At 71.6% G+C, this 23,647-nt stretch carries 21 protein-coding genes and 1 tRNA gene; 11 read left to right on the top strand and 11 right to left on the bottom strand.

Annotated features, from left to right (window positions below; all coding sequences use genetic code 11):
- Nucleotides 1-25: 25 nt before the first annotated feature.
- Genes ACIBK5_RS19880 through ACIBK5_RS19870 form a run of 3 tightly spaced genes read right to left on the bottom strand, consistent with a single transcriptional unit; the run spans nucleotide 26 to nucleotide 2,769 of the window.
- Nucleotides 26-790: an SDR family oxidoreductase gene (locus tag ACIBK5_RS19880; RefSeq protein ID WP_193480350.1), complete on the bottom strand. Its 765-nt coding sequence runs from the start codon at nucleotides 788-790 to the stop codon at nucleotides 26-28.
- Between the two features lie 13 nt (nucleotides 791-803).
- A complete protein-coding gene (locus ACIBK5_RS19875) occupies nucleotides 804-2,201 on the bottom strand; it encodes a gluconate:H+ symporter (RefSeq protein WP_399021155.1) in 1,398 nt (465 codons plus the stop codon).
- Between the two features lie 49 nt (nucleotides 2,202-2,250).
- Nucleotides 2,251-2,769, bottom strand: a complete 519-nt coding sequence (locus ACIBK5_RS19870) for a gluconokinase (RefSeq protein WP_382497895.1) — start codon at nucleotides 2,767-2,769, stop codon at nucleotides 2,251-2,253.
- 137 nt (nucleotides 2,770-2,906) lie between these two features.
- Here ACIBK5_RS19870 and ACIBK5_RS19865 point away from each other — a divergent pair, with 137 nt between their 5' ends.
- On the top strand, nucleotides 2,907-3,608 hold the full coding sequence (locus ACIBK5_RS19865) for a FadR/GntR family transcriptional regulator (RefSeq protein ID WP_399021154.1): 702 nt from the start codon (nucleotides 2,907-2,909) through the stop codon (nucleotides 3,606-3,608).
- 3 nt (nucleotides 3,609-3,611) lie between these two features.
- Here ACIBK5_RS19865 and ACIBK5_RS19860 read toward each other — a convergent pair whose 3' ends face one another.
- The 4 genes from ACIBK5_RS19860 to ACIBK5_RS19845 all read right to left on the bottom strand — a co-directional run bounded on the left by ACIBK5_RS19860 (nucleotide 3,612) and on the right by ACIBK5_RS19845 (nucleotide 9,621).
- On the bottom strand, nucleotides 3,612-3,986 hold the full coding sequence (locus ACIBK5_RS19860) for a YchJ family protein (protein WP_399021153.1): 375 nt from the start codon (nucleotides 3,984-3,986) through the stop codon (nucleotides 3,612-3,614).
- A 5-nt stretch (nucleotides 3,987-3,991) separates the two neighbouring features.
- Nucleotides 3,992-5,323, bottom strand: a complete 1,332-nt coding sequence (locus ACIBK5_RS19855) for a M1 family metallopeptidase (protein ID WP_399021152.1) — start codon at nucleotides 5,321-5,323, stop codon at nucleotides 3,992-3,994.
- 65 nt (nucleotides 5,324-5,388) lie between these two features.
- Nucleotides 5,389-9,255, bottom strand: a complete 3,867-nt coding sequence (locus ACIBK5_RS19850) for a Pls/PosA family non-ribosomal peptide synthetase (protein WP_399021151.1) — start codon at nucleotides 9,253-9,255, stop codon at nucleotides 5,389-5,391.
- A gap of 281 nt (nucleotides 9,256-9,536) precedes the next feature.
- Nucleotides 9,537-9,621, bottom strand: a tRNA-Leu gene (locus tag ACIBK5_RS19845).
- Between the two features lie 195 nt (nucleotides 9,622-9,816).
- On the opposite strand from ACIBK5_RS19845, the gene ACIBK5_RS19840 reads away from it, so the two are divergent.
- The 3 genes from ACIBK5_RS19840 (at nucleotide 9,817) to ACIBK5_RS19830 (ending at nucleotide 12,512) form a co-directional block, all read left to right on the top strand.
- Nucleotides 9,817-11,142, top strand: coding sequence for a M20/M25/M40 family metallo-hydrolase (locus ACIBK5_RS19840; RefSeq protein WP_399021150.1), 1,326 nt, complete (start codon nucleotides 9,817-9,819; stop codon nucleotides 11,140-11,142).
- A gap of 147 nt (nucleotides 11,143-11,289) precedes the next feature.
- Complete coding sequence (gene chpH / locus ACIBK5_RS19835) at nucleotides 11,290-11,523, top strand: chaplin ChpH (RefSeq protein WP_030608446.1); 234 nt, start codon at nucleotides 11,290-11,292, stop codon at nucleotides 11,521-11,523.
- A gap of 131 nt (nucleotides 11,524-11,654) precedes the next feature.
- Nucleotides 11,655-12,512: a chaplin gene (locus ACIBK5_RS19830; protein ID WP_399021149.1), complete on the top strand. Its 858-nt coding sequence runs from the start codon at nucleotides 11,655-11,657 to the stop codon at nucleotides 12,510-12,512.
- A gap of 79 nt (nucleotides 12,513-12,591) precedes the next feature.
- On the opposite strand, the gene ACIBK5_RS19825 is transcribed toward ACIBK5_RS19830, so the two are convergent.
- Entirely contained in the window at nucleotides 12,592-12,780 is a 189-nt protein-coding gene (locus ACIBK5_RS19825; RefSeq protein WP_010045410.1) for a DUF5703 family protein, read from the bottom strand.
- Nucleotides 12,781-12,827: 47 nt separating this feature from the next.
- On the opposite strand from ACIBK5_RS19825, the gene ACIBK5_RS19820 reads away from it, so the two are divergent.
- Entirely contained in the window at nucleotides 12,828-13,544 is a 717-nt protein-coding gene (locus tag ACIBK5_RS19820; RefSeq protein WP_399021148.1) for a hypothetical protein, read from the top strand.
- 61 nt (nucleotides 13,545-13,605) lie between these two features.
- Here the strand turns inward: ACIBK5_RS19820 and ACIBK5_RS19815 are convergent, their stop codons facing one another.
- A complete protein-coding gene (locus ACIBK5_RS19815) occupies nucleotides 13,606-15,792 on the bottom strand; it encodes a helix-hairpin-helix domain-containing protein (RefSeq protein WP_399021147.1) in 2,187 nt (728 codons plus the stop codon).
- A complete protein-coding gene (locus ACIBK5_RS19810) occupies nucleotides 15,789-16,775 on the bottom strand; it encodes an aldo/keto reductase (protein WP_399021146.1) in 987 nt (328 codons plus the stop codon). The genes ACIBK5_RS19815 and ACIBK5_RS19810 overlap by 4 nt, the downstream gene beginning before the upstream one ends.
- 112 nt (nucleotides 16,776-16,887) lie before the next feature.
- On the opposite strand from ACIBK5_RS19810, the gene ACIBK5_RS19805 reads away from it, so the two are divergent.
- Both ACIBK5_RS19805 and ACIBK5_RS19800 read left to right on the top strand, forming a co-directional pair.
- Nucleotides 16,888-17,943, top strand: a complete 1,056-nt coding sequence (locus tag ACIBK5_RS19805; RefSeq protein WP_399021145.1) for an LLM class F420-dependent oxidoreductase — start codon at nucleotides 16,888-16,890, stop codon at nucleotides 17,941-17,943.
- Between the two features lie 230 nt (nucleotides 17,944-18,173).
- Nucleotides 18,174-18,962: a ferritin-like domain-containing protein gene (locus ACIBK5_RS19800; protein WP_399021144.1), complete on the top strand. Its 789-nt coding sequence runs from the start codon at nucleotides 18,174-18,176 to the stop codon at nucleotides 18,960-18,962.
- A gap of 11 nt (nucleotides 18,963-18,973) precedes the next feature.
- On the opposite strand, the gene corA is transcribed toward ACIBK5_RS19800, so the two are convergent.
- Complete coding sequence (gene corA, locus ACIBK5_RS19795) at nucleotides 18,974-19,969, bottom strand: magnesium/cobalt transporter CorA (RefSeq protein ID WP_399021143.1); 996 nt, start codon at nucleotides 19,967-19,969, stop codon at nucleotides 18,974-18,976.
- Nucleotides 19,970-20,030: 61 nt separating this feature from the next.
- Between corA and ACIBK5_RS19790 the strand changes: the two genes are divergently transcribed.
- The 4 genes from ACIBK5_RS19790 to mshC all read left to right on the top strand — a co-directional run bounded on the left by ACIBK5_RS19790 (nucleotide 20,031) and on the right by mshC (nucleotide 23,507).
- On the top strand, nucleotides 20,031-20,720 hold the full coding sequence (locus ACIBK5_RS19790; protein ID WP_399021142.1) for a histidine phosphatase family protein: 690 nt from the start codon (nucleotides 20,031-20,033) through the stop codon (nucleotides 20,718-20,720).
- A gap of 78 nt (nucleotides 20,721-20,798) precedes the next feature.
- Nucleotides 20,799-21,389: a DUF3090 domain-containing protein gene (locus ACIBK5_RS19785; RefSeq protein WP_382497871.1), complete on the top strand. Its 591-nt coding sequence runs from the start codon at nucleotides 20,799-20,801 to the stop codon at nucleotides 21,387-21,389.
- A complete protein-coding gene (locus tag ACIBK5_RS19780) occupies nucleotides 21,353-22,183 on the top strand; it encodes an SCO1664 family protein (protein ID WP_399021141.1) in 831 nt (276 codons plus the stop codon). The genes ACIBK5_RS19785 and ACIBK5_RS19780 overlap by 37 nt, the downstream gene beginning before the upstream one ends.
- A gap of 94 nt (nucleotides 22,184-22,277) precedes the next feature.
- Nucleotides 22,278-23,507, top strand: coding sequence for a cysteine--1-D-myo-inosityl 2-amino-2-deoxy-alpha-D-glucopyranoside ligase (gene mshC, locus ACIBK5_RS19775; protein ID WP_399021140.1), 1,230 nt, complete (start codon nucleotides 22,278-22,280; stop codon nucleotides 23,505-23,507).
- Nucleotides 23,508-23,647 lie beyond the last annotated feature (140 nt).

Below are 23,647 nucleotides of genomic sequence, written 5' to 3'. Positions count from 1 at the left end.
CGTCACAGCAATGGTCCCGGCGATGTCAGAGCACGCTCGTCATACCGCCGTCGACGTACAGCACCTGCCCGCTGATGAAGTCGGCGGCCGGTGAGGCGAGGAACAGCACCCCGCCCACCAGGTCCTGCGTACGGCCCCAGCGCCCGGCCGGGGTACGCCGCCGCACCCAGGCGCTGAACTCCTCGTCGTCGACGAGGGGCTTGGTCAGCTCGGTCTCGATGTAGCCCGGGCCGAGCCCGTTGACCTGCACACCGCTCGGGCCCCAGTCCGCGCACATGCCCTTGGTGAGCATCTTCAGCGCGCCCTTGGTCGCCGCGTACGGCGCGATCCCGGGCCGTACGACCTCGCTCTGCAGCGAGCAGATGTTGATGATCTTGCCGTGGCCGCGTTCCGTCATCCGGCGCGCGGCCTCACGGCCGGTCAGGAAGGCACTGGTCAGGTTGGTGTCCAGGATCCGGTGCCAGTCGGAGTCGGTGAACTCCAGCAGCGGGGCGCGCAGTTGCATGCCCGCGTTGTTGACGAGGATGTCGAGCGGGCCCACCCGCTCCTCGACCTCCGCGATCCCGTCCGCGACGGACGACCCGTCGGTCACGTCGAACGCTGCCGTGTGCACCTTGTCGCCGGGCAGCCCGGCGGCGGCCTCGGCCAGCCGGTCCTTGTCTCGTCCGTTCAGGACGACCGTGCAGCCGGCTTCCGCCAGACCACGGGCGAGGGCGAGTCCGATGCCCCGGCTGGAGCCGGTCACCAGGGCCGTACGGCCGCCGATGTCGAACAGGGGGTGAGCGGTCATGGCCGTACCTCTCCTAGATCACCAGGGACAACAGCAGGACGATTCCGCCGGCGACCACCGAGATGATCGTCTCCATGACGGACCAGGTCTTGATGTTCTGGCCGACGGACAGCCCGAAGTACTCCTTCACCATCCAGAACCCGGCATCGTTCACATGGCTGAAGAAGAGCGAGCCGGCGCCGATGGCCAGGACGAGGAGGGCCGCGTGCGTCGTCGACATGTCGGCCGCGAGCGGGGCCACCAGACCGGCCGCCGAGACGGTCGCCACCGTCGCCGAACCGGTCGCCAGCCGGATCACCACCGCGATCAGCCAGGCCAGCAACAGCGCCGGGATCGCCCAGTCCTTCGAGATGTCCAGGACCATCTGGCCCACCCCGGTGTCGATCAGCGTCTGCTTGAAGCCGCCGCCCGCGCCGACGATCAGCAGGATGCCCGCGATCGGCATGAGGCTCTTCTCGACGAGCGGCGATATCCGCTCCTTGGAGAAGCCGGCGGGCCGCAGCAGCGTGAAGATGCCGACCAGCACCGAGGCGAGCAGCGCGATCATCGGGGCGCCGATGACGTCGAAGACGCGCTGGACCGGGTTCTCGACATCGTCGATGACGATGTCGACGAGTGCCTTGGCCAGCATCAGGATCACCGGCAGCAGGACCGTGAACAGCGTGGCGCCGAAGCCGGGACGCTTCTCCAGGTCCTCGGAGGCACGCTGCGGAATCATGTTGTCCGGGGCCGGGACGTCCACCCAGCGGGCGGCGTACTTCGAGAACACCGGACCGGCGATGATCACCGTGGGAACGGCGACCAGGACACCGAGCGCCAGCGTCACACCGAGGTCGGCCCCGACCGCGTCGATCGCGACCAGCGGGCCGGGGTGCGGCGGCACCAGGCCGTGCATCACGGACAGGCCCGCGAGCGCCGGGATGCCGATGCGCATCAGCGAGTAGTTGCCGCGCTTGGCGACCATCAGCACCACCGGGATCAGCAGCACGATGCCGACCTCGAAGAAGAGCGGCAGTCCGATCACGGAGGCGATCAGCACCATCGCCCACGGCATCGACCGCCCGCCGGCCTTCTCCAGGATGGTGTCGACGATCTGGTCGGCACCCCCGGAGTCGGCGAGCATCTTGCCGAGGATCGCGCCCAGGGCGATCAGCACGCCGACGCCGGCGACCGTGGTGCCGAGCCCGGCGCTGAAACTGAGGAGGACCTTGTCCAGTGGCGCCCCGGCGATCGCGCCGAGCGCCAGTGACCCGATGGTCAGCGCCAGGAACGCGTGCAGCTTGAACTTGGTGATGAGCAGGACGATGACGGCGATGCCCGCCAGCACGGCGATGCCCAGCTGAGCGTGCCCGGCCGAGGTGATCGGCTCGGGTGCGTCCGCTGCCAGCATCTCGACGCTGAGTCTGGTCACGGGGGGAGTGTCCTTGGGGTAAGAGGAGTCGTGGGAAGGGAGCGAGGGGCTACTGGACGGGCTCGGGGAGATCCTCGAGCGCGCTCGCCGCCCGTTCGGTGATCTCCTCCGGGCTGCCCAGGACGTCCACGCGGACCCCCGCCTCGTCGCTCTCCAGCGGCTGGAGGGTGGCGAACTGGGAGTCGAGCAGCGCCGTGGGCATGAAGTGCCCCTGCCGGTGTGACATCCGGTCCTCGATCAGCGCGCGGTCGCCCGCCAGGTGCACGAAGACCACGCCGGGCGCGGCGGCCCGCAGCCGGTCGCGGTACGACCGCTTCAGTGCCGAGCAGCTGACCACCCCGCCGAGCCCGGCCCGCCCGTGCCCCCACGCGCCGATGGCGTCCAGCCAGGGCCAGCGGTCCTCGTCGGTGAGTGGCGTACCGGCCGACATCTTGGCGATGTTGGCCTGCGGGTGGAAGTCGTCGCCCTCGGCGTAGGGAACGCCGAGCCGAGCCGCGAGCAGGGGACCGATGGTGGTCTTGCCGGTGCCCGCGACGCCCATGACCACGACGACGTGGGGGGTGTTCATCGCTGCCTCACTGTCTGCTGTCTTCGTCGACACGTGATGTCGACGCAACTGAAACCCATTAGGTACGACTAATTCAAGAGGTCGTGACAAATAAGTCTGACTTTTTGTCTCCGTGATCTACCCCGTACGCTGAGTGCATGAGCACACCGGGTCGAGGGCTGCACGGCCATGTACTGGACACCCTCGGCCCCGAGATCACGGCGGGCGAGTACCCTCCGGGCAGTGTGCTGCGCACGGACGAGCTGGCCCAGCGCTTCGATGTGTCGCGCTCCGTGATGCGCGAGGCGGTCCGTGTCCTGGAGTCCATGCACCTGGTCGAGTCCCGCCGCCGCGTCGGCGTGACGGTCCGCCCCAAGTCGGAGTGGAACGTCTACGACCCCGAGGTCATCCGCTGGCGGCTGGCCGGCGCGGACCGTCCGCAGCAGCTGCGGTCCCTCACGGTGCTGCGCTCGGCGGTCGAACCCGTTGCGGCGGGCCTCGCCGCCCGGCACGCCACCGCCGAGCAGTGCGCCGAGCTCACCCAGTGCGCCCTCGGCATGGTCGCCAACTCCCGCGGTCACAAGCTGGAGGAGTACCTCGTCCACGACGTCGCATTCCACCGCGCCGTCCTGGCCGCCTCCGGCAACGAGATGTTCGCCCGGCTCGGTGACGTGGTCGCCGAGGTCCTGGCCGGCCGCACCCATCACGACGTGATGTTCGAGGACCCCGACCCGGCCGCCGTCACCCTGCACGTCCAGGTCGCCGAGGCGGTCCGCGAGGGCGACGCGGTCCGCGCGGAGGAACTCACCCGCGAGATCACGGTCGGCGCCCTCCAGGAACTCGACATTCTGGCGCCCTGACGCTCAGTCGAGGATCTCTCCGTCGACGTACACCCAGGCGCCGTCCACCCGCTCGAACCGGCTCCGCTCGTGCAGCGATCCGCCCCGGTACGAGGCCCGGAACGCCACGGTCCCGGTGGTGTGGAACGCGGACCCGTCACTCGTGTCCAGGATCTCCAGCCCGGTCCACCGCATCCCGGGATCGAGGTCCAGCCGCCCGGGCCGTGTCCGCGGGTGCCACGTCCTCAGCAGGTATCCGGCGTCCCCCTTCACGAAGGCGCAGTACCGCGACCGCATCAGCGTCTCGGCGGTCGGCGCGGCAGTGGCAGCGGAGTGAAACCGGCCGCAGCACGCCTCGTAGGTCCGGGACAGCCCGCACGGGCAGGAACGCGTGGTCATGTGGCTCATTCTCCCGAACGGGGCAGCGGCGGCAGCGTCGTCCCGTACAGCCACCTGTCGAACAGCGCGTCCAGCGGCTCGTCCGTGAACCGCCCCACGTGCGCGGTGAAGTTCGCCGTCGTCACGGCCCCGCCCCGGTGCTGCGCCGCCCACCCGCGCAGCATGCGGAAGAACGCGTCGTCGCCGAGGGCGCACCGCACCGCGTGCAGGACGAGCCCGCCCCGCTGGTAGAGACGGTCGTCGAACATCAACTTACGCCCCGGATCGGCCAGCCGGAGGTCCTGAGGCTGCGAGAACAGCAACCGGTGTGCTCCGGCGGCCAGTTGCTGGGCGCTGCGCCCTCCCGAGCGCTCCGACCACAGCCACTCGGCGTACTTCGCGAACCCCTCGTTCAGCCAGATCTGCCGCCAGTCGGCGATGGACACGCTGTTGCCGAACCACTGGTGCGCCAGCTCGTGCGCGACCAGCCGCTCCGAACCCCGCTCCCCGTCCACGTGGTTGGACCCGAACAGCGACAACCCCTGCGCCTCGACGGGGACGTCGAGCTCCTCCTCGGTCACGACGACCGCGTACTCGTCGAACGGGTACGGCCCGAACAGCTCCTGGAACAGCTCCATCATCGCGGGCTGCCGTGCGAAGTCCCGGGCGAACCGGGGGAGCAGATGCGCCGGAATGTGCCCGTGCTGCGGAACCCCGCCCGGGCCCGGGTCGCCCAGCAGCACGGTCTGGTACTTCCCGATCGACAGCCCCACCAGATAGCTGGAGGTCGGCGCCGCCTGCTCGTACACCCAGGTGGTCGTCGAGGCCTTCGTCGTGCGGGTCAGCAGGCGTCCACCGGCCACCACCGCGTAGGCCGACGGCGTCGTGACCGAGATGTGGTACGAGGCCTTGTCGGCGGGCCGGTCGTTGCACGGGTACCACGACGGCGCCCCGACCGGCTGGCTCGCCACCAGCGCCCCGTCCTCCAGCTCCTCCCAGCCGAGGCCGCCCCAGGGACTGTTCACCGGCCGGGGGTTACCCGACCACTGCACCTCGACGGTGAAGGCCGCACCGGCACGCACCGGCTTCGCGGGACGCACCCGCAGTTTGCCGGCCCGGTGCGTGTAGTGCGGCGTACGGCCGTCGACCTTCACCCGGCCCACCCGGAAGTCCGCCAGGTTCAGCTGGAACTCGGTGAGCTGCCCGCGGCCCGCGATCGCGTTGATCCGCGCGGTCCCCGACAGCCGGTTCGGCGCGGGGCGGTAGTCCAGCGTGAGCTCGTACCTGTGCACCCGGTACCTGAGGTCACCGTTGCCCGGGAAATACGGGTCCTGACCCACTGACTGCTGAACCGCCACTGTTGCGTCTGCTCCCTGCACTGCGCTCGTACGACGTCCGTCGGCCCCGGCCCCCGGGGTTGTGCCTAGCGACGCCATGCCTCGATCGGGTTGCCCAGCCAGCGCGTGTCGTCGGGCACGGACTCCGCGGCCATCACCAGGGACGCCGGACCCAGCGTGGCGCGGGCCCCGACGGCGCTGCCGGGCAGGATGATTCCGCCCGGGCCCAGAGTGGCGCCCTCACGGAGGACCACAGTATCCGTCCGCAAGATCCGGTCGTGGAAGAGGTGCGTCTGGAGCACACAGCCCCGGTTCACGGTCGACCCGTCCCCGAGCGTCACCAGATCCGTCTCCGGCAGCCAGTAGCTCTCGACCCACACCCCCCTGCCGATGTGCGCACCGAGTCCGCGCAGCCACGCCGACAGCAGCGGCGTACCCGGCACCGAACCGGCCAGCCACGGCACGGCCAGCACCTCGACGAAGGTGTCCGCCAGCTCGTTGCGCCACACGAAGGAGCTCCACAAGGGGTGCTCGGCCCGGCGATGCCGCCCGACGAGCAGCCACTTCGCCGCGATCGAGACGAGCCCCGCCGCGCAGCCCGCCCCGAGCAGCACAAGACCGGACAGCAGGGGAGCCCACACCCCGAGCGCGCACAGCGCCGCCGCCGTTCCCACCGCCAGCGCCGCCGAGCAGAACACCGGCACGATCCGGCAGAGCTCCACAAGACCGCGCGCCCACAGCAGCCGCGCGGGCGGGTCGTACGTCCGGCTCTGGTCGCCGTCGGACGCGGCCCGCGGCAGCTTCACCGGCGGCAGCCCCAGGTACGAGCTGCCCTTCTTGGCCTTCTTCGGCGTCGCCGACAGCACACCCACCAGGCCGCCTTCCGGCACGCTGCGCCCCGGCGCGGTCATCCCCGAGTTGCCCAGAAAGGCACGCCGGCCGATCTCCGCGCGTCCGACCCGCAGCCAGCCGCCCCCGAGCTCGTACGGCGCGGTCAGGGTGTCGTCCGCCAGGAACGCGCCCTCACCCACCGTGGTCAGACTGGGCAGGGCCAGCACGGTGGACACCTCGGCCCGCCGCCCGATCCGCATCCCGAGCAGCCGCAGCCACACGGGCGTGACCAGCCCCGCGTACAGCGGGAACAGCACGTCCCGCGACCGGTCCATCAGCTGCGTCACGGTCCAGGCCTGCCAGCCCACCCGGCTGTGCGTGGCGTGCGTGCCCTCCCGCAGCCCGAGGCTCAGCAGCCGTACGGCGATCACGATCAGCAGCGCGTACGCAAGACCGAAGGCGAGCGTCGCCGGCACCAGCGCGAGCACGGCACCGCGCAGGGCCGCACCGAGCCCGGCGTCCGGGGCGACGAACAGCCCCGCCACCAGCAGCGCGGCAGCCGCCGAGACCACCGGCAACGCGGTCAGCCCGAAACCCGTCACGCCGTACATCACCCGCCAGAACGCGCCCCGCCCGGGCCGCTCCTTCGGCCAGTTGCGCTTGGCCCGGCCCAGCTTGACCGCGGGCGCCCCGGCCCACCGCTGCCCGGTGGGAACCTGTCCGGAGACCGCCGACCCCGGCGCCACCTCGGCCCGCTTGCCCACCCGCGCGCCAGGGAAGAGCAGGCTGCGTGTGCCGACGACGGCGTGCGCGCCCACCTTCACCGGCCCGACCTCCAGCCGGTCACCGTCCAGCCAGTACCCGGACAGGTCCACCTCGGACTCGACGGCCGCGCCCCGGCCCAGCTTGAGCATGCCGGTGACCGGCGGCAGCGAGTGCAGGTCCACGTCCTGCCCGACCTTGGCGCCCAGCGCTCGCGCGTACCGCTCCAGCCAGGAGCCGGTCAGCGAGGTCGCCCCGCTGAACTCGGCCAGCCGCTCGGCCGTCCACAGCCGCAGATGGACGCTCCCGCCGCGCGGGTAGCGGCCCGGCCGCACCCCCCGCAGCAGCAGCCGGGCCCCGCCCGCGGCGAGCGCCAGGCGCCCGGGCGGGCTGAAGAGCAGCACGGCGCCGGCCGCGACGAGCCACCAGGGCGCGGTCGGCAGCCAGGCGTAACCGGGCAGCACGTTCCCGAGCGCGGCGAGCAGCACGGTCCAGCGCAGCCCGAGCAGCGTGAACAGCGGAACCAGCAGCAGGAGCTGGACGAGCTGGGCACGCCTCGGCACCGGGGCCACGACCCGCTGGGCGTTGTCGTCCTGTACCGACTCCTCCAGCTGCCGGGCCAGCTTCCGCAGGACGGGCCGCTGGTAGATGTCGAGGACGGCGGCGCTCGGGTAGCGCGTGCGCAGCCTCGTCGTCAGCTGGGCGGCGGCCAGACTGCCCCCGCCGATCGCGAAGAAGTCGTCGGAGGCCGACGTCACCGGAATGCCGAGGACATCCGTCCACTGCTCGGCGAGCCAGGCCTCGGTGCCGTACAGCGGCTCGGCCGGGCCGCCCGTCTCCAGCCCCTCCAGCGGCCAGGGCAGCGCGTTCCGGTCCACCTTGCCCGACGTACGCGTCGGCAGCTCGTCGACCGGCGCGAGCAACGGCACCAGGGCCGCGGGCAGCTCGGCGCGCAGCCGCTCGACGGCGGCCGAGTGGTCCCAGCCGTCCTGGAGGACGACGTAGCCCACGAGGAGCTCGTTGCCGCTGCGGGCCGTACGCACCGCGGCCGCGGCCCCGGCCACCCCGGGCAGCGCCTGAAGCGCCGCGTCCACCTCACCGAGCTCGATCCGGCGCCCACCGAGCTTGATCTGCTCGTCGGCCCGCCCGAGGAACACCAGCCCCTCCGGCTCGGCCCGCACCAGGTCACCGCTGCGGTACGCCCGCTCCCAGCCCAGCGACTGGAGCGGCGCGTACTTCTCCGCGTCCTTCTCGGCGTCGAGATACCGGGCGAGCCCGACCCCGCCGATCACCAGCTGACCGCTGCCGCCCATCGGCACGGGCTCCCCGGCCTCGTCCACGACGGCCAGCTCCCAGCCGTCCAGCGGCAGCCCGATCCGGATCGGCTCCGCGCCGCTCATCAGCGACGCGCACGCCACGACGGTCGCCTCGGTCGGCCCGTAGGTGTTCCACACCTCGCGCCCCTCGGTCACCAAGCGCTGCGCCAGTTCGGGCGGGCACGCCTCGCCGCCGAAGATCAGCAGGCGTACGTCGTTGAGCGTCTCCGGCTCCCAGAGCGCGGCAAGCGTCGGCACCGTGGACACGACGGTGATCTCCTGCTCGACCAGCCAGGGCCCGAGATCGGCACCGCTCCTGACCTGCGAGCGCGGCACCGGCACCAGACAGGCCCCGTGCCGCCACGCCAGCCACATCTCCTCACAGGACGCGTCGAACGCCACGGACAGCCCCGCCATGACCCGGTCACCGGGCCCGATCGGCTCCTCGGCCAGGAACAGCGCGGCCTCCGCGTCCACGAAGGCGGCGGCACTCCGGTGGCCGACGGCCACGCCCTTGGGCTTCCCGGTGGAACCGGAGGTGAAGATGATCCATGCGTCGTGCCCGACACCGGGCCGGGCGGCGGTGTGCCCGGCGGCGTCGCCGAGGGTCAGCTCGTGACCGGTCCCGATGACCGCCCGCACCCCGGCCTCGCCGAAGACCAGCGCGGCCCGCTCGTCGGGGTCCTCGGCGTCCACGGGCACATAGGCGGCACCGGCGGCCAGCACGGCGAGGATCGCCACGTACAGATCGTTGGTGCCCGACGGGACCCGGACCCCGACGCGGTCCCCGAGCCCGACCTTCGCGGCGGCCAGTCTCCGCCGCAGGTTCTCCACCTCGACGGCCAGCGCGCGGTAGGTGAGCAGCCGGTGGCCGTCGTCGAGCGCGGGCTCGTCGGGATACGACCGTACGGATGCCTCGAAGACGTCGACCAGGGTGCGGGGCGAGGCCGCGGGGCCGGCGGAGAAGCGGGCCACGTCGCGGAGTCCTGTGCTCCACTCACGGTCCAGCAGAGTGAGGTCGGGGCTTTCGTGCAGGGCGGCCATCGGATCCTCGCGTCTCGAACCCGGACGATCCGGGGCGCCGACGGGCCCGCAGGTCTGCCTGGGGATGTTCCGATGCGGCGCGAACAAGCCCAATACTCTAGTGGTCGGGTGACTTCGTCCTGTCATGTCCGCCACTCGGAGGCAAACGCGAGACACCGCTCAGACGCGGCGCCGCCCCCTCCCACCTGCGCTTCTCCCGACGGGCGAGATATGGCCCACATTCCTCGCGTCCCGGGCACAAACGACGAAAAGCCCCTCGATGAGAGGGGCTTTTCGATCTGTGTCCGAGGGGGGACTTGAACCCCCACGCCCGATAAAGGGCACTAGCACCTCAAGCTAGCGCGTCTGCCATTCCGCCACCCGGACAAGGTGTCTGTCGCGTGGGTTCTCCCCGCGGCGACGACGTAAACATTACCAGGCTTTCAGGGGTGGCCGATCACCCCCGCCCGCGCCGCGATGGGGTGTGAACGGCGTGTGACGGGCCGGGAGCGGTCTTGGGGACCGGGCCGTCTGGAGAGAGGATGAGAGGGACCCACCAGCAGTGACACCGGGAGGAAGCACGTGAGCGAGACGGACACGGCCAGGAGCGTCACCGGCGAGGACGAGGTCGTGGACCTCTGCCGCGAGCTGATCCAGATCGACACCAGCAACTACGGCGACCACTCGGGTCCGGGCGAGCGCAAGGCGGCCGAGTACGTCGCCGAGAAGCTCGCGGAGGTCGGGCTCGAACCGCAGATCTTCGAGTCGCACCCGGGCCGCGCCTCCACGGTGGCCCGCATCGAGGGCGAGGACCCCTCCCGGCCCGCGCTCCTCATCCACGGGCACACCGACGTCGTACCGGCCAACGCGGACGACTGGACCCACCACCCCTTCTCCGGTGAGGTCGCCGACGGCTGCGTGTGGGGCCGCGGGGCCGTCGACATGAAGGACATGGACGCGATGACCCTCGCGGTCGTCCGCGACCGGCTGCGCAGCGGGCGCAAGCCCCCGCGCGACATCGTCCTCGCGTTCCTCGCGGACGAGGAGGCGGGCGGTACGTACGGTGCCAAGCACCTCGTGCGCAATCACCCCGACCTGTTCGAGGGCGTCACCGAGGCGATCAGCGAGGTGGGCGGGTTCTCGTTCACCGTCAGCGAGCAGCGGCGGCTCTACATGATCCAGACGGCCGAGAAGGGCATGCACTGGATGAAGCTCACCGTGGCCGGCACCGCCGGGCACGGATCGATGATCCACCGGGACAACGCGATCACCGAGCTGTCGGAGGCCGTCGCACGGCTCGGGCGGCACAAGTTCCCGGTGCGGGTCACCAAGACCACCCGCGCCTTCCTCGACGAGCTCGGCGACGCGCTCGGCACCGAGCTCGACCCGGAGGACATGGAGTCGACCCTCGTCAGGCTCGGCGGCATCGCCAAGTTCATCGGCGCGACCCTGAGCAACACGGCCAACCCGACGCAGCTCGGCGCCGGTTACAAGGTCAACGTCATCCCGGGCGAGGCGACGGCCCACGTCGACGGACGGTTCCTGCCCGGCCACGAGGAGGAGTTCCTCGCCGACCTCGACCAGATCCTCGGCCCGAACGTGCGCCGCGAGGACGTCCACGCCGACAAGGCCGTGGAGACCACCTTCGACGGGGCGCTCGTGGGGGCGATGCAGTCGGCGCTGCTGGCCGAGGACCCGACCGCCAAGGCGATCCCCTACATGCTCTCCGGCGGAACGGACGCCAAGTCCTTCGACGACCTGGGCATCCGGGGCTTCGGCTTCGTGCCGCTGAAGCTGCCGCCGGAGCTGGACTTCGCGGGCATGTTCCACGGCGTCGACGAGCGGGTGCCGGTGGACGGCCTGAAGTTCGGCGTGCGGGTTCTCGACCGGTTCATCGACGCGTCCTGAATCGGCCCTCCGGTACAACTATTCGCTCGCCCGTACGGAACGGACTGGGAAGAGTGAATGCGACCATAAGCTCGTAGCCTCATTACTCCCTCCTCGTTACAGGTAATGCGATCGCAAGATGGGTCGCTTTGCCAACTAGGAGGAATAATGATCAAGAAGGTCGTCGCTGCTGCGGCTGCCACCGGTGGGCTGGTTCTCGCGGGCGCGGGCCTGGCCGTCGCCGACTCGGGTGCCCAGGGTGCCGCCGTGCACTCCCCGGGTGTCCTGTCCGGCAACGTTGTCCAGGTGCCCGTTCACGTCCCGGTGAACGTCTGCGGCAACACGGTCTCCGTGATCGGGCTGCTGAACCCCGCCTTCGGCAACACCTGCATCAACAAGTGATGCTTTCCCCTCGCTGAGGGGAGACAAAAAGCCATCGGTCCCGGAGCGCGTGCCATGCGCTCCGGGACCGAACGCTTCTTTCGAGGAATTCGAGAAGAGTTCGAGACAGGGTCGAAGGTAGGTATTCAGCAATGCGACAGGTCACCCGCAAGGGTCTGATGACCGTGGCGGCCGCGACCGGCGTGATCGCCGCCGCGGGCGGCTCCGCTTACGCCGACTCGGGCGCGCAGGGCTCCAGTTCGGGCTCGCCCGGCGTGCTCTCCGGGAACACGGTGCAGGCGCCGGTGCACGCGCCGGTCAACGTCTGCGGGAACACGGTCAACGTCATCGGTGCCCTCAACCCGTCGGCGGGCAACTCGTGTGCCAACAAGGGCGGCGGATCGTCGTCGGGCGGCCATGGCGGCTCGCACGCGGGCGGCCACGCCAGTGACTCGCCCGGCGTCGGCTCCGGCAACCACGTCCAGGTGCCGATCCATGTGCCGGTGAACGCCTGCGGCAACAGTGTCAACGTCATCGGCGTCGGCAACTCCACCACGGGCAACGACTGCGCGAACGGCTCCGGCGGGCATCACACCGACCCGCCCGGCGGCGGATACGAGACGCCCGGGCAGCCGGGCGAGCCGGGGAACCCCGGTGAGCCGGGGGAGCCCGGAAACCCGGGGGAGCCGGGGGAGCCGGGTGAGCCCGGCAATCCCGGTGAGCCGGGGAACCCTGGTGAGCCCGGTAACCCGGGGGAGCCCGGAAATCCGGGTGAGCCCGGAAACCCCGGCAACCCGGGTGAGCCCGGCAACCCCGGTGAACCCGGTAACCCGGGCAACCCTGAGAACCCCGGTAACAAGCCGGGCGGCCAGTTCGTCACCCAGCCTCAGGGCGACGCCCAGCTCGCGGAGACCGGCAGCAGTCTGCCGCTCGGCCTCACCCTGCCGGCCGGCGCGGGCGCGCTGCTGGCGGGCGCGATCCTCTACCGCAAGGCGCGTGCCTCGGCCTGACACCCACGGCAAACGGAGCGGGCCCCGCCGATGCGGGGCCCGCTCCCGTGTACGCCTTCTCCCGGTGCGCCGTCTCAGCTCACCACGTGGCCCGCACCTGGCGGATGATCCGCCGGCGCAACCGCACCTTGCGGCTGCCGTCGCGCAGCAGGCTCAGACGGTGCAACTCCCAGTGTCCGTACTCGGCGTGGTCCGTCAGCAGACGTGCCGTTTCCTTGCGGGAGACCCCGCGCGGTACGTACACGTCGACAAATTCGTATTCCGGCATCGCATCTATTGTGCGGGCTGGGGCCTGGTACGGATAGCGTCTGCACTATGTCTGATGCTGCGCAGCCCACCGCTGCCGAGGTACGCGCCGCCGCCGAGGCGGTCAAGACCGCGCTCGACCGCCACCTGGCCGCGGTCGAGGGCAGGTCGGGAGAGGACGACCCGGCCGTCTACGAGGCGTTCAACCAGCTGGCCGCGGCCGCAGAGGTGTACGACGAACTGCTCTACGACCGATACGACGAGGTCACCCCCTTCGAGATCCCCGGTGCCGAGGACGCGCTGCCTCCGTACGCGGGCCCCGAGGAACCGAACGCGCTGAGCGTACTGATCCGCCGCGACTACGCGGTGGCGGAGCCGCAGCGTCTCCTGGCGCAGGCGCAGCGGATCGAGGCCGCGGAAGGCGAGGACGGCCCGGCCGCCTCCGGGACGACCCATGGCGCGCTCGGCCTGCTGTTCGGCGAGTTCGAGCCCGACGAGATCGCCTCCCGGCACAAGGAGTTCGGACTCGAGGAGGGCGACTCCACTCTCTGGGTGATGGCGGCGGACGAACCGGCCGAACCCGGAGAGTGGCTGGAGGCCCCGTTCGAGCAGGTCGACCCGCAGCAGGTGGTCTGCCGCTTCGACGTCAGCGCCGTGTTCGACGACGTCGAGGACGACGATGACGAGGACGAAGAGGACGACGACGGGGAGGACCTGGAGGAGGGCCTCGACACCGACCTGGACGAGGACGAGGACCTGGAGCGCCTGGAGGCGGACCGCCGCTGAGCGCACCCGTCAGCCACCCGGCGGCGGTGGTCACGGGGCGTCCCCGTGACCACCGCCCTCGTCAGCTTCCGTCGACCTGCGGAGCGAGCAGCACCGGAAGCCGGGTCGTCCGGGGCTTCGCCGGAACCTCGGCCACGGCCCTGGGCAACGCCTGTTCCACGCCGTGCACCACGGACAGATGGCGGTCGGCCCGCCCGAACGCCGTGTACACCCAGGGCCGGCTGAGCGCCTGCGCGGCATCGCCGGGCAGCACCACGACCACCGCGGGCCACCGGCTCCCCACCGCCTGGTGCGCGGTCAGCGCCCAACCGTGCCGTACGGACTGCTCCACCCGCTCCTTCGGCACGACGACGTCCTCGCCCTCGCACGACAGATGGAGCCCCTCGGCGTCGGCCTTCACCACCCGGCCCGGCAGCGCACGGCCCGGAGCGGGGGAGTGGACGATCCGGTCACCGGGGTCGAAGCCGCCGAAGCGGCCCGGGCCCGGGTTGAGCCGCTCCTTCAACGCCGTGTTGAGCGCGCGGGTGCCGACGGCGCCGCCGTGTCCCGGTGTGATCACCTGCGTCTCCTCGGCCGGTACGCCGATGGCTCGCGGCACCGAGTCGACGACGAGCTGCACCGCCCGGTGCACCGCCTCGCCCGCGTCCCGCACCGGCACGATCACGACCTCCTTGCCGGGAGCCTCGACCGGGTTCAGCTCGCCGATGCCGATCCCCGAGACCAGCTCGCCCAGCGGCCCCGGGTCCGGCCGCCGCGAGGCGACCTGCGGGCAGATCCGCGCCGCGAGCAGATCCGCGAACACCCGGCCCGGCCCCACGGACCACAGCACCCCGGGGTCCCCGGCCAGCACCAGCCGCGCCCCGTCGGGCAGCGACTCCGTCAGCAGCGCCGCCGTCTCGACGTCGAGCTGCGGCGCGTCGAGCACGACGAGCAGATCGAGATCCAGTGCCCCCTCGGCATCCCGGCCGGGCCCTTCGAGACCGGCGAGCAGCCCGGAGACGGTGGCGACGGGGGAGCGGCCCTCATCCGCCGCGCCCTGCGGACCGGATCGCAGCAGAGCCGCGAAACGGTTCCGGCCGATCGGGCCGTGCGCGGCCGCCCAGGCGCGCAGCCCGAGGGAGTGCGCGGCGGTCAGCAGCGCGGCCGGTTCGGCCAGAGAGGCCTCCCCGCCGGTGTGCAGGACCAGGCCATGACCGGCGACCGCGCGGAGCAGCTCACCCGCCGACCCCTGGGCCGCGGCGGCGACCCGCTCCCACTCCTCGGCCGAACCGTCCTGCTTGGGCGCCGAGTTGACCAGCCGGGCCAGACCGTCGGCCAGGCTCTCCTCCGCGAGGGCGTACCGCTCGAGCCCGACCAGCACCCGGACAGGGCGCTCCTCGTCCTCCCCCGAGCCGCCCTCCGCCGAGCCGTCCTCCTCCGCGTCGTTCTGCTTCGCGTCGTTCTGCTTCGCCCGGGCAGGCGCACCGGTCTCCTCCAGGGCGTCCTGGAAGACCAGCGCGTCGCCCTCCGCGATCGCGTCCTGCACGGCGCTGTCGGGCTCCGGCACGCCCCGCTGTGCCAGGGCCGCGAGAAGCGCCGGCATCTCGAGGGCGGTGTGCCCGGCCAGGGCGGCCTGCTCCAGGAGCCAGACGGTGACGGCCCGGCCCCGTCGCTCGTCGTCCGGGCCGCACTCGGCGCCGAGCAGCGCCCGCGCGAACCCGTCGGCCTGCTCGGGCCGCACACCGGCGACCCGCAGCAACTGCCAGGGGTCCGCACGCAGCCGCTCGTCCGCACCCTCGCCGAGTGCCTCGGCCACCTGCGGCGCGAGCGTCTCCGGGGCGCCGCCCTCGCCGAGCACCCGCAGTACGGCCTGCACCGCCTCCGGCGCGGGAGCCGACGACGCGGCGACGGTCTCGGCCGACGGCCCCGGCTGCGGTCGCCGTACCGGCTCCGGAGCGGAGCGGCGGGGTGCGGGCGCGGGTTCCTCGAACACCGTGGTCGCCGGCTTCTCACCGCCCTCCACGGCCCGTACGGCGGCGAGCAGATCGGCGGCCTTGCCGCTCAGCTTGGTGCCGCTCTCGATCGGTGCCTTCTTCTCGGCCTTCCGCTGCTCGATGCGCTCCCGCTCGGCCTGCTGGGCCCGCAGCTCGGCCTCGGCCTCGGACACCTGGCCGGCATCGGCCGCGTCCCCCTGGGCCTCCTCGGTCTCCGCACCACCGGTCGGCTTCCCCGGCTCGGCGTCCTCCGTGGTCTCCGGCTCCGTGCTCACAGCGTGCTCCAGTCGTGATCGGGATAGCGGTGCACGGGCGCCGACACATCGTCGAGCGCCCGGCAGATCTCGTCAGGAAGACTAAGGGCCTCCACTGACAACGCGGCCGTGAGCTGCTGCGCGTTGCGCGCGCCGACGACGGGAGCGGCCACGCCCGGCCGGTCGCGGACCCATGCCAGGGCCACCTGGAGCGGCGTCACCGCGAGGCCGTCGGCGGCGGTCGTCACGGCGTCCACGATGCGGCTCGCCGTGTCGTCGAGGTACGGCGCGACGAACGGGGCGAGGTGTTCCGAGGCGCCGCGCGAGTCCGGCGGGGTGGTGTCGCCCCGGTACTTGCCCGTCAGCACCCCACGCCCCAGCGGCGAGGACGGCAGCAGCCCGATGCCCAGGTCCAGCGCGGCCGGCAGCACCTCGCGCTCGACGCCGCGCTGGAGCAGCGAGTACTCCAGCTGCGTGCCCGCCAGCCGGGTCCGGGTGCCGGGGGAGGCGAGCTGCCAGGTGGCGGCCTTGGCGAGCTGCCAGCCGCAGAAGTTGGAGACCGCGGCGTAGCGGGCACGGCCGCTGGCGACCGCGACGTCCAGGGCCTGGAGGGTCTCCTCCAGCGGGGTGTCCGGGTCGAAGGCGTGCACGTGCCACAGGTCGACGTAGTCGGTTCCGAGGCGGGAGAGCGAGGCGTCGAGCGCGGAGAGCAGATGGCCACGGGAGCCGTCGAAGCGGCGGTCGGGGTCCGGTACGCTGCCGGCCTTGGTCGAGACGACCAGGTCACGGCGGGGCACCAGGCCGTCTATGAGCCTGCCGAGCAGATACTCGGCCTCTCCGTCGCCGTACACGTCCGCGGTGTCGACGAGGGTCCCGCCCGCTTCCCAGAACGTCTTCATCAGGTCCGCGGCGTCGTGCTCGTCGGTGTCCCGCCCCCAGGTCAGGGTGCCGAGCCCGATCCGGGACACACGAAGGCCGGTGCGGCCGAGATGCCTCTGCTCCATGAACGCCGAGATTACTGGCCATAACCTACGGTGTGGGGGGCTGTGGACGACCGATTTCCGCGCGCTATGGTCTGCGGACAAGGCACGTTACTGATGGGTAAGGGGAATCGGGATGCAGCTCGGTATCAACCTCGGCTACTGGGGTGCCGGCATGGACGCGGACAATCTGGCCGTCGCCCAGGAGGCCGACCGGCTCGGATACGACGTCTGCTGGGCCGCCGAGGCCTATGGATCCGACGCCGCCACGGTGCTGACCTGGGTCGCCGCCCAGACCGAACGGATCGACGTCGGCTCTGCGATCTTCCAGATCCCGGCCCGCCAGCCCGCGATGACCGCGATGACGGCCGCCACCCTCGACTCGCTCTCGGGCGGCCGCTTCCGGCTCGGCCTCGGCGTCTCCGGCCCGCAGGTCTCCGAGGGCTGGTACGGCGTCAAGTTCGACAAGCCACTGGCACGCACGCGTGAGTACGTCGAGATCATCCGCAAGGCCATGACGCGCGAGCGCCTGTCGTTCGAGGGGCAGCACTGGACGCTGCCGCTGCCCGGCGGCCCGGGCAAGCCCCTCAAGCTGACCGTGCATCCGCAGCGCGAGCACATCCCGCTGTACATCGCCGCGATCGGCCCCAAGAACCTCGAGCAGACCGGTGAGATCGCCGACGGCGCCCTGCTGATCTTCCCCTCCGCCGACCACCTCGAGGACACGGCGATCCAGTACCTGCGGGCCGGCCGGGAGAAGGCGGGCAAGACCCTCGACGGCTTCGACATCTGCCCGACCCTGCCCCTGGCACTCGGCGACGACAAGGACGTGGCCACGCTCGCCGACACCTTCCGCCCCTACACCGCGCTGTACGTCGGCGGCATGGGCAGCCGCAAGCAGAACTTCTACAACCAGCTCGCCCAGCGCATGGGCTACGAGAAGGAAGCCGCCGAGATCCAGGACAAGTACCTGTCCGGCGACAAGCAGGGCGCCGCGGCCGCCGTACCGCACGACCTGATCGACAAGACGACCCTGCTCGGTTCCGTGGAGCGCATCGCGGACCGGATGAAGGCCTACGCGGAGGCCGGTGTCACCACGCTCACCCTGGCCCCGGCGGGCTTCACGCTCGACGAGCGGATCGCGTCCCTGCGCGCCGGTACGGAGGCCCTGGAGCGCGCCGGGCTCGCCTGACACGGCTGAGCCCGACGGAGGTTTCTGCGGCCGTGGTGGGGGCTCGGGGGGTCTTCCCCGCCACGGCCGTCACGCAGAACAACGCGAGGAGCCGCCGACGGTTACGTCCTCCATTTGGCGGAGTTGTCCGTCGCACCTGTTGCAGCACCGTGCCGTCCGCACTTGACTCGTTCTTTGCGGAAACTGCGGAATCCTGCAGCACGCGCACGCGCGCGGGAGAGGTGCCCACGATGCTTTCGGCCAAGAGTCTGTTCCAGGAGATCCTCGCCAACGACGAGTCCTTCGCCCTGTTCTGCTCCATCGCCGCGAGCGGCGAGTCCCAGGGCGGTTGGGAGAACGCCCGGATCGCCGCGCTCGTCCCGGAGAGCGAGCGGGGACTCGCCCCCAAGATCACCCGCCACGGTGCCGACGAGGACAAGCACGGGCGGATCTTCAACGCCCTGCTGAAGAAGCGCGGCCTCGACCCCGTCCCGGTCCCGCCGGAGACCGACTACACCATGCTCCTGGAGAAGAACGGCATCGGCCTCGCGCACGAGCAGCTGGGGCGCGACGAGCGGCTCGCCGTCCGGGACATCGTCACGTACCTCTCCCACAGCAGGGTCACCGAACAGCGCGCCTCCGAGCAGATGGACCTGCTCCGCAAGCACTTCGCCGACGACCCCGACATCGGCCGCGCGGTCAAGCAGATCTCCAACGACGAGGACAACCACCTCGCCTACTGCCACGAGGAACTGCTGCGCTTCGCCTACGCGGGCCACGGCCGGGACATCCAGCGGACCCTGCGCGAGTGCGCGCTCGCCGAGATCCGGATCTACCGGGACGTCAGCCTCGCGGTCATGGCGAACATGGGGCGCATCCTGGGCTGGTCGAAGGCCAAGTCGGCGATGCTCGCGGCGGGCATCCACGCGATGTACGCCTACGAACGGCTGGGCGGCTGGCGCCGCATGGTCTCCCTGGAGATGCCCGAGCGCCGCGACGCGCTCGGCGGCCCGGCCTCCACGGCACCCGAGTTCGCCTGAGCCCGCCCGGTCTACAGCCACCCCCGGCGCTTGAACAGACGGAACACCAGCACCTCCAGAACGACCATCAGCACGATGAGAGCCGGATAGGACCACTCCCAGCGCAGCTCGGGCATGTGCTCGAAGTTCATGCCGTAGATCCCCGCGACCATCGTGGGGATCGCGGCCATGGCCGCCCAGGCGGAGATCTTCCGCATGTCGTCGTTCTGCCGGACGCTCATCTGCGCCAGATGCGCCGAGAGGATGTCCGACACCAGCCGGTCCAGGTTCTCCACGGACTCGTTCACCCGCGTGAGGTGGTCGCCGACGTCCCGGAAGAAGGGCCGGGCCCGGTCGTCCACGAACGGCACCGTCACACCGGACTGCGCCGTGCCCGCCAGCCGGCTCACCGGCAGGGCCAGCGGCCCGGTCGCCCGGCGGAACTCCAGGACCTGACGCTTGAAGTCGTAGATCCGGGACGCGGTGTTCCGTGAGCCGCCGTCCAGCGGTGAGAACACCTCCGTCTCCAGTCCCTCCAGGTCGGCCTGCAGCTCGATCGCGACGTCCAGATAGTGGTCGACGGTGGCGTCGGCGATCGCGTACAGCACGGACGTGGGGCCGTTGCCCAGCAGCTCCGGCTCGTGCTCCAGCCGGTGCCGTACGGCCTTGAGCGGGGCGCCCTCGCCGTGCCGCACGGTGACCGCGAACGAGTCGCCCAGGAAGATCATGATCTCGCCGGTGGAGACGGTGTCGTCCCGCGGCTCGTACACCACCGGCTTGAGGACCACGAAGAGCGAGTCGTCGTACACCTCCAGCTTGGGCCGCTGATGGGCCTTGAGAGCGTCCTCGACGGCCAGCGGGTGCAGGCCGAACTCCCGGGTGACATGGTCGAATTCGCGCTCCGTCGGCTCGTGCAGCCCGATCCACACGAAACCTCCCGCCGCACGGGCCTCACCCAGGGCGTCGGAGAAGTCCTCCGGCCCCTCGGTCCGGTGCCCGTCGCGGTAGATGGCACAGTCGACGATCACGAAGCGGGTCTCCCGTCACTCGAACGACACCGTACGCGCGCGTGCGCCTACGCTGGATCGCATGCCCACGTTGATCCTCGTCAGGCACGGACGCTCCACCGCCAACACCGAGGGGCTGCTCGCCGGCTGGACGCCCGGTGTCGCCCTCGACGAACGCGGCGCCGCGCAGGCCGCCGCGCTGCCCGGGCGGCTCGCCGAAGTGTCGCCCCTCGCCGAGATCGTCGCCAGCCCGCTCCAGCGGTGCCAGGAGACGATCAGGCCCCTTCTCGATGCCCGGCCGGACCTGCGCCCGCACACCGACGAGCGCATCGGCGAGTGCCACTACGGCGACTGGTCCGGGCGCAAGCTCGCCGAGCTCAAGGACGAGCCCCTGATGGAGGTGGTGCAGGCGCACCCGTCCGCGGCGGCCTTTCCCGGCGGCGAGTCGATGCGGGCCATGCAGACGCGTGCCGCCGAGGCCGTACGCGAGTGGAACGCGCGCGTGGAGCGCGACCACGGCGCCGACGCCGTCTACCTCATGTGCTCGCACGGCGACATCATCAAGTCGCTCGTCGCCGAGGCACTCGGACTTCATCTGGACCTCTTCCAGCGGATTTCCGTTGAACCGTGTTCCATCACCGCGATCCGTTACACACGACTGCGACCGTTTCTCGTCCGCCTCGGCGACACCGGCGACTTCACGTCCCTGGTGCCGCGCGAGGAACCGCCGGGCGACGACGCCCAAGTCGGGGGTGGTGCGGGCGCACCGTGATCGTCGGCCGCAGTAGGGTGAAGCGGTCGCAGCAGTGCCGTGCTCACACGGCCCCCACGATTCCAATGGAGACAGGACGTGTCCCGTCAGGTGTTCCTCTACGACCATCCGGAGCGTTTCGTGGCCGGTACGGTCGGGCTGCCCGGGCGCCGTTCGTTTTTCCTCCAGGCCACCGCCGGTTCCCGGGTGACCAGCGTGGCCCTGGAGAAGACCCAGGTCGCCGCGCTCGCCGAGCGCATGGACGAACTGCTCGACGAGGTCGTACGCCGTAGCGGCGGCAGCGCCTCCGTGCCCGCCGTCGCACCGACGGAGATCAACGACAGCGCCCCGCTGGACACCCCCGTCGAGGAGGAGTTCCGGGTCGGCACGATGGCGCTCGCCTGGGACGGCGACGAGCAGCTCATGATCGTCGAGGCGCAGGCGCTCGTCGAGCTCGACGCCGACTCGGAGGAGGACCTCGCCGAGGCCGAGGAGCGGCTGCTCCAGGACGAGGAGAACGGGCCGCCGATGCTGCGGGTCCGGCTCACCGGCGCGCAGGCGAGGGCCTTCGCCAAGCGCGCCCTCGACGTCGTCAACGCCGGGCGGCCGCCGTGCCCGCTGTGCAGCCTCCCGCTCGACCCGGAAGGACACGTATGTCCGCGCCAGAACGGATACCGCCGCGGAGCGTGACACCTCCCGAGGACCCCGCCGAGCTGCTCGCCCGGGGCGAACTCACCGTACGCGGACGCATCCGTGACGCCTCCAACGCCGCCCTGTACTGCACGGTGACGTACGACGGCCGGGAGGCGGCCTGTATCTACAAGCCGGTCGCCGGGGAGCGGCCCCTGTGGGACTTCCCCGACGGGACCCTCGCCCAGCGCGAGGTCGCCGCGTACGAGGTCTCCGAGGCGACCGGCTGGGGCCTCGTACCGCCCACCGTGCTGCGCGACGGCCCCTACGGCGAGGGCATGTGCCAGCTGTGGATCGAGGCGGCACCGGACGCGGACCTGCTCGCGCTGGTCGACGGGGAGGAACCCGAACCGGGCTGGAAGGCGATCGGGTTCGCCGAGGTCGGGGAGGGCCGGACCGCGCTGCTCGTGCACGCCGACGACGAGCGGCTGCGGCGGCTCGCGGTGCTGGACGCCGTGATCAACAACGCCGACCGCAAGGGCGGGCACCTGCTGCCCACGGGCGACGGGCGGCTGTACGGGATCGACCACGGTGTGACCTTCAACGCCGAGAACAAGCTGCGGACCCTGCTGTGGGGCTGGGCGGGGGAGCCCTTCACCCGGGAGGCCGCCGACGTCCTCGAGGGACTCAGAAAGGATCTGGCCGAAGACGGCGCACTCACCGCACGGCTCGAACCGCTGATCACCGCCGCCGAGATCGACGCCGCACGCGCGCGTGTCGGTGCGCTCCTCGCCTCGGGGACGCATCCGGAGCCGAGCGGGGAGTGGCCGGCGATTCCCTGGCCACCCGTGTAGGAGCACAGCGGCCGAGATCGCGCAAGAACGCCTTCTCGGCCGTCCGGACCGCTCCCATTCGTATATGGAACTTCAGTCCGGTTACGCTCATGACATGCATGCCTGGCCCGCTTCCGAGGTCCCCGCCCTGCCTGGTCAGGGCCGCGACCTGAGGATCCACGACACCGCGACCGGCGGCCTCGTCACCCTCGACCCCGGTCCCGTCGCCCGTATCTACGTCTGCGGCATCACCCCGTACGACGCCACCCACATAGGGCACGCGGCGACGTACAACGCGTTCGACCTCGTGCAGCGCGTGTGGCTCGACACCAAGCGGCAGGTTCACTACGTCCAGAACGTCACCGACGTCGACGACCCGCTCCTGGAGCGGGCGCAGCGCGACGGTATCGACTGGGCCGCCCTCGCCGAGAAGGAGACGGTCCTCTTCCGCGAGGACATGACGGCCCTGCGGATGCTGCCGCCGCGGCAGTACATAGGCGCCGTCGAGGCGATACCCGGCATCATCCCGCTCGTCGAGCGGCTGCGGGACGCCGGCGCGGCGTACGAGCTCGAAGGGGACGTCTACTTCTCCGTCGAGTCCGACCCGCACTTCGGCAAGGTCTCGAACCTCGACGCCGAGGCGATGCGGCTGCTGTCCGCCGAGCGCGGCGGCGACCCGGAGCGGCCGGGCAAGAAGAACCCCCTCGACCCGATGCTCTGGATGGCGGCCCGCGAGGGCGAACCCAGCTGGGACGGCGGATCGCTCGGGCGCGGACGGCCCGGCTGGCACATCGAGTGTGTGGCCATCGCCCTCGACCACCTCGGCATGGGCTTCGACATCCAGGGCGGCGGCTCCGACCTCGCCTTCCCGCACCACGAGATGGGCGCCTCGCACGCCCAGGCCCTCACCGGCGAGTTCCCCATGGCCAAGGCGTATGTGCACGCCGGCATGGTCGCCCTCGACGGCGAGAAGATGTCCAAGTCCAAGGGCAACCTGGTCTTCGTCTCCCGGCTGCGGCACGACGGCGTCGACCCGGCCGCCATCCGGCTCGCGCTGCTCGCCCACCACTACCGCGCCGACTGGGAGTGGACCGACCAGGTCCTCCAGGACGCCGTCGCCCGGCTCGGCCGCTGGCGCGCCGCCGTGTCCCGGCCCGACGGCCCGCCCGCTGAGGCGCTCGTGCAGGAGATCCGCGAGGCCCTCGCGGACGACCTGGACGCCCCGGCCGCGCTCGCCGCCGTCGACCGCTGGGCCGCCCTCCAGGAGGAGAGCGGCGGTACGGACATCGGCGCACCCGGTGTCGTCTCCCGCGCGGTGGACGCGCTGCTCGGCGTCGCGCTCTAGCCGAGAACCGACAGGTCGACAGAAGGGGGGGGGCCCCCCCCCGGCCCCCCCCCCGGGGGGGGGGGGGGGGGCCGGGGGCGGGGGGGGGGGGGGGGAGGGGAAGGGGTCGGTGGGGGCGCGGCGGGGGGGGGGGGGGCCGG

The sequence above is a fragment of the Streptomyces sp. NPDC050546 genome, from assembly GCF_044457425.1.
In the GTDB taxonomy this organism is placed as follows: Bacteria; Actinomycetota; Actinomycetes; order Streptomycetales; family Streptomycetaceae; genus Streptomyces.
This window is presented reverse-complemented; position numbering and strand designations above follow the sequence as displayed.